Below are 4,071 nucleotides of genomic sequence, written 5' to 3' on the forward strand. Positions count from 1 at the left end.
GAGCATTCGCACTGTGAGACGATGTTTCCGGAGCGGGCCCATGAACTGGAACATCAGATCGAGCACTTGTTGGAGCAAGCCAGTTGGCGAGAAGAGATCCCCGAGGAAGCAGACTGGCTCAATGCACTCAGTAATTTTCTCTGTGACATCAAAGAGAGCCAGATTCGTTCGGGATTGCATATTTTCGGGAAGGTACCGAGCGGACAGCAGCGGACTGAGTTCCTGCTGAGTCTGCTGCGTTTGGGGACACCACATTCTCGAGGATTGCTACATTGTCTAGGGGATCTACCGAAGGATATTGATCTGCTGACTCTGTCAGTTTTCCTACGGGATGAATTGAATGAACGGGCCAAACTTTGGGTCGAAGATGCTTGCTCCGCTACGGAAGAACCCACCGACTCCCACGAATTGCAGCAACTGCGAAAGCTGTTGCAGGAAGTCCTGCTGCCACGTCTCTTGGACTGCGAACGGGAAACTGAGCAGTTGCTACGTGGCTTGTCTGGAAAATTTATTCAGCCTGGACCTTCCGGTGCACCAACGCGTGGGAGGTACGATGTTCTACCCACAGGACGGAATTTCTACGCCGTCGATCCCCGTTCCATTCCAACTCAAACTGCCTGGAAATGTGGACAAGGACTCGCTGGTCGACTGCTTGATCGTTATCGCGAGGAACATGGGACTGATCTCAGGCACTTGGCGCTCGTGATCTGGGGGACCTCAAACATGCGGACCGGGGGGGACGACATCGCACAGGCGCTTTGGCTCTGGGGCTGTAGTCCTGTCTGGGAGCCGACCTCGGGACGATTGCTGGATTTCGAGATCCTGCCGCTAAGCGTGCTGGGACGTCCCCGCGTGGACGTGGTTCTTCGTGTTTCTGGACTCTTTCGGGATGCCTTTGGCGAGACAATGCGTCTGCTCGCCCAAGTACCCAAGCGTCTTGCAGAATTAGAAGAACCCGAGCAAGACAACCCGATCCGAGCTTCATGGCATTCGGAAAAGAAACGCTTACAAACTAAGGGAATCCCTGCTGAACAGGCTCAAGAGTTGGCCCATTTGCGGGTCTTCAGTGCTGGCCCTGGCTGTTATGGCACCGGACTGCTACCATTGTTGGATGCTGGCAACTGGCAGAGCAAGGCGGATCTCACTGAAGTCTTCCTCAAGTGGGGTGGACACGCTTACGGCACAGATGGACAGTCTTGGGAAGATCCTACTTTGTTTAAAGAGCGGCTGAGTGAAATTGAGGTCGTCCATCAGAACCAGGACAACCGGGAGCATGACATTCTCGACTCCGATGACTACTTCCAGTTTCAGGGTGGACTCCACGCTGCTGTTGAACAGATTCGTGGGAAAGCACCAGTGACTTATCATGGGGATTCCAGTAATCCTGAACAGTTACGAATCCGCAGTCTGAAAGAAGAATTCAATCGTGTCTTCCGGAGTCGTGTTCTGAATCCACGCTGGCTGGAAGCAATGCGACGGCATGGCTACAAAGGAGCCTTCGAGATGGCTGCCACTGTCGATTACTTCTTTGGTTACGATGCTACCTGCGATGTAGCCTCTGACAATCAATACGCTGATCTGGCTCAGCAACTGCTGTTGAATCCAACCCAACAGGAATTCTTCCGTCGTCACAACCCACAGGCGCTGCGAGATGCCACCCAACGACTGCTGGAAGCTCACGAACGTGATCTTTGGGAAAACCCTGCTCCAGACTTGTTGGAACAGCTCCGCCACCAACTTCTAGAGTTGCAAGGAGAACTTGAATGACTCCACGCTTTCCCTTTGTTGCCATCGTTGGGTTGGTACTGGCCAAACGCTCACTGATCTATCACACCCTTGACCCAAGACTGGGTGGGATTTTACTGCAAGGGCATCGTGGTTGTGCGAAAAGCACACTGGCCCGAGCGTTTACCGATCTGCTACAAACTAGCAGCAAGGGCACTGTTCCTTTTGTTGAGGTACCCTTGGGAACCACGGAGGATCGCCTGCTCGGAGCAGTCAATGCTGGCAATCTGGTTGAGCAAGGCCAGTGGCAACTTCAGCAGGGATTGATGGCGCAGGCCGATGGAGGAGTACTCTACATCGATGAAGTCAACTTGCTCCCAGACCATCTAACCGATTCCCTGCTGGATGCAGCTGTCAGCGGCAAGCAACAGGTCGAACGGGATGGATTATCAGCCAACCTGAAGACACGCTTCATCCTTGTGGGTTCGATGAACCCTGAAGAAGGCGAACTACGTCCTCAATTGCAGGACCGCTTTGCTCACAAGCTATTGATTCAGGATAACTTTGAGGTTCCAGAACGGATGGAGATTGTCCGACGCAGAATGGAGTTCGAAGATGATCCTGAGAAATTTGCTAAGACTTGGCAGACTGAGACGCAGCAGATTTTGCAAAAGTTAGCTGCTGCCAGGAATTTGCTCCCACTTGTGGTGATTCCAGAGGTACTCCGGATCCAAATTGCTAAAAAAGCAAAGGAACTGAAGCTCGAAGGACTACGCACTGAGTTGGCGGTATTGCGCACAGCCCGCTGTGCAGCCGCATGGCAGGAAAGTCAAACGCTGACGGAGGATCACGTACAAGAGGCTTGGGAACTGTGCCTTGGGCAATCTGTTTCTAAAACTGATCCACCAAGTCCACCCACCGAGCAGCAGTCCCCCAATCAACAAATTCCACCGCGACCGAAATGGCAGACCTCTCGGCAACCCCAAGGTACTCGGCCTGATCCAATTTCCCTGCGAACCGAGTTAGAGACCAAGAAGGAGGATATCGTCTGGCCAGCATCACAGTCGATGTTGGAGCCACCACCACCATTGAGAAATTCTGAACAACAAGGGAGAACACTGGACTGGCTGGCAACCTTGTGCAAGTCCTGGCGAGGTTTGAACACTTCCCCTGTTTGGCAACTGCAATATGCTCACACTCAGCGTCATCGCTTCTGGTGGCTGCTTGTTGATGCAAGTCGCTCGACTGGGAGTACAGACTTTCTTGCCCTTGTCAGGAATCAACTTATCCAATTGACTCAGCAGTATCGTGCAGACCGCTTTCACCTCATGGTGCTGCAATCGGGTGAGAGTCTCTGCTTGGGTCGAAAGATGAGTGCCATTGAGACAGAGAGGAGACTTTGGGAACTACAGGAAGCTGTTGGTGGAAGCGCCTTATTCAAATTGCTGCGCCAGTCCCAGGTTGCTCTTAGACGGAGTAGAGTTAGTCCCAAAGATCGGTTGATCTTCGCATCTGATGGCCTGTTTGAGGTCACTGGAAGTAGTGTAACTAAAGAACAATCAAAGTTACGTCATCATTGGCAACAGTTGCTCTGTTCAGGAATTGCCAGTCAATGGTGGCATCCAGCCAGTGTAGTTGGTCTGGAAAACTGGGTGGAAGAGTTATCCAAAGGGCTTCGCTTGAGGACCATACGGTTGGAGACGGGATGAGCAAGAAGGTTCAACAGCTTTCGACAGACAACGAAATGGGCTCCGATCATCAGCAGGATGTCGATCCTGACAAAATCATTGATCTCGGCACGCGCATTCCAGTGCTGCGGACTCCGATTGCCCCTGAACTGTTCACAGAGGCCGCCCGCAGTCTGCCTGAACCTTACGCCCAGACATTGAGGGAGGCCCTCGCTGAGCAGTGGAGGATCCCTGAGCAGCACGTAGTTTGTTGCACTAGCACAGCCGAGGCATACCTGGCCATCGCCGAGTACTTCCGACAGACTTCTGTGTTGTTGCCCCGACCTTGTTCCTCTGCTTACGAACGGGTAACCACCTTATGCCGATTACGTCAAATTTCTTTTGATCTGAGGCAGGAAGAGGATTTTCAATTCAATGAAAGCCAACTCAAAAATGAGTTAACTTCTGTAGCTTTGATAATGTTGGGCAATCCACACAACCCAACCGGTCAGTGTTTTTCCAGAAAAACTTTGTTGTCACTCATTGATGATAATCCACAAACCTGCTTCATGATTGATGAGTCAGATCTTGCTTTAGTAGATCTGGATTCAACGAACAGCTTGGTCCCCACGATTCGTTCTAATCTGATCGTGTTGAGAACATTGACAGAATCACACGG

At 51.8% G+C, this 4,071-nt stretch carries 3 protein-coding genes; all 3 read left to right on the forward strand.

From position 1 onward, the window contains the following. A partial coding sequence (locus P8O70_16160; protein MDG2198377.1) for a cobaltochelatase subunit CobN occupies positions 1 to 1,767 on the forward strand: 1,767 nt, incomplete at its 5' end. Further along, the gene (locus tag P8O70_16165) at positions 1,764 to 3,434 is read left to right on the forward strand and encodes an AAA family ATPase (protein MDG2198378.1); all 1,671 of its coding nucleotides are present in this window, start codon (positions 1,764 to 1,766) and stop codon (positions 3,432 to 3,434) included. The genes P8O70_16160 and P8O70_16165, both read left to right, overlap by 4 nt. Further along, positions 3,431 to 4,071 (forward strand): aminotransferase class I/II-fold pyridoxal phosphate-dependent enzyme (locus P8O70_16170; protein ID MDG2198379.1); only part of this gene is annotated, 641 nt, incomplete at its 3' end. The genes P8O70_16165 and P8O70_16170, both read left to right, overlap by 4 nt.

This window comes from SAR324 cluster bacterium, from assembly GCA_029245725.1.
GTDB lineage: Bacteria > SAR324 > SAR324 > SAR324 > NAC60-12 > JCVI-SCAAA005.